This is a genomic window from Oleiphilus sp. HI0043, assembly GCF_001634935.1.
Map to the genome: position 1 here is coordinate 1 of NZ_LWEY01001646.1, position 1,879 is coordinate 1,879.

General features: G+C 45.7%; 3 protein-coding genes and 1 pseudogene. All 4 read left to right on the top strand.

From position 1 onward, the window contains the following. Window positions 1–271, top strand: a pseudogene (locus A3729_RS25155) (fatty acid desaturase); the annotation flags it as partial. Window positions 272–286: 15 nt separating this feature from the next. Continuing rightward, entirely contained in the window at window positions 287–742 is a 456-nt protein-coding gene (locus A3729_RS25160; RefSeq protein ID WP_082880545.1) for a nuclear transport factor 2 family protein, read from the top strand. A 12-nt stretch (window positions 743–754) separates the two neighbouring features. Continuing rightward, window positions 755–1,594 carry an SDR family oxidoreductase gene (locus A3729_RS25165; protein ID WP_068515403.1) on the top strand — a complete coding sequence of 280 codons (840 nt, stop codon included), beginning with the start codon at window positions 755–757 and terminating at the stop codon, window positions 1,592–1,594. Continuing rightward, on the top strand, window positions 1,591–1,879 hold a 289-nt coding region (locus A3729_RS25170), incomplete at its 3' end, for an FAD-dependent oxidoreductase (protein WP_156498124.1). The genes A3729_RS25165 and A3729_RS25170, both read left to right, overlap by 4 nt.

Genomic DNA, 1,879 nt, shown 5'->3' on the forward strand with positions numbered 1-1,879 from the left:
CGTATGGGGATCAAGGCGCTTTGAGACAAAAGACCAAAGTCGGAATAATGCTTTCCTTGCACTGCTTACCCTGGGAGAAGGCTGGCACAACAATCATCACCGCTTTGCCGTCTCTGCAAGGCAGGGTTTCTACTGGTGGGAGATTGATATTTCTTACTTGATACTGCGTCTATTGAGCTTTTTTAGAATTATTTCTGATCTGAACCCTGTGCCTTCTCGTATCCTAGAAGAAGGTAGACAAAAACGTTCAAGCATAAACGTTCATACTTAAAAAGGCACAATCATCATGTCAGTCGTCGTTATAAAGTCAGAAACACCCGCTAATGTTGTAGAGCGATTCAAGCACCTCTTCCACACGCTCGATGCGAATAACTGCGATAGTGGAATCATTGAAGCAGTCTACGAACCAGACGTATTATTCGAAGATAGCTTTCATCGGATAGAAGGCGTAGCTAACTTTCAAGGGTACTGCGCGTCACTGTATCAGAACTTACTTTCCTGCCAGTTCACCTTCCATGACCAGTGGGTTACAGACAATGATGCCATGTTAAATTGGACCATGAAATATGCTCACCCGAAGCTAAATAAAGGCAGAATAATCACGATTGAAGGGGCAAGCCTAATACGTTTCAACGACAAAGTGCACTACCACAGAGACTACTTTGATGGCGGGCAATTGCTCTATGAGCACATACCGGTCATGGGGAAACTTATCCAAACTCTAAAATATTTTATGAAGTAGCAGGAGCCGACAATGCTGAATGATATTGAACGTATTTGGGTAATTGGTGCTAGCACCGGGATTGGAAAAGCGCTCGTCACCGCCTTGGCGAAGTTTGATAAATCAATCATAGCAAGCGCTCGCTCAGAAGATAAACTAGACGCGTTGTGCGGACAGACACCATCAAAGTGCGAGCCACAAACGCTAGATATCACCAATGATAGTGCTTGCCAAGCCGTCGTAGAAAAGCTGCAAAGCACTTATCCGTCGATTGATATGGTCGTCGTGAACGCGGGTACGTGTGAGTATATCGATTCAGACGAAATTGATATGAGCAGTATCAAACGCGTGATGGACACCAATTTCACGGCCGCTGTTTCGACCATCAATGCAGCGCTGCCCCTGTTGCGCGAATCCGCCAAACAAGGAAAAACGCCAAAACTGGTCGTGATGTCGAGCAGCGTCACCTATCAAGCGCTTCCCAGAGCACATGTCTACGGCGCTTCAAAAGCGGCACTACGATATTTTACCGAGTGCTTAAAAATAGATTTACAGCAAGAAGGCATTGACGTTCATCTAGTGAGTCCGGGGTTTGTCAAAACACCTTTAACCGATCTCAATGATTTTCCAATGCCACTACTCATGGAACCCGAAGAAGCTGCCAGTCGAATTATTTCCGGACTTGAAAGAGGCATTTTCGACATACATTTTCCGCAACGATTTACTCGAACATTGAAGCTGATCTCTTTGTTACCTGATCATCTTCGCTTTTCTTTACTTGCCAAGTTATCGCGCAATGCATCTCAGGCCGATTCTTCTACAAGAACAACTCAGTCAATCGCGACGACAAACCCTCAGGATCACCAGCAATGAATCAGAACCCTTCTCACCAGCACCTTACAAACCAACGCATTGCGGTCATCGGATCAGGCATCGCGGGCCTGACGTCTGCCTATCTTTTGAGTAAGCGTCATGACGTTAGCTTATTCGAATCGAACGACTATATTGGCGGCCATACCCACACCGAACACGTACAATGCCAAGGCAAAAGCTACCCGGTGAATACAGGTTTTATCGTTTTTAATGACTGGACCTACCCTAACTTCATCAAACTAATGGACCAGCTAGGCGTTACAAGCGAAGATTCAGACATGAGCT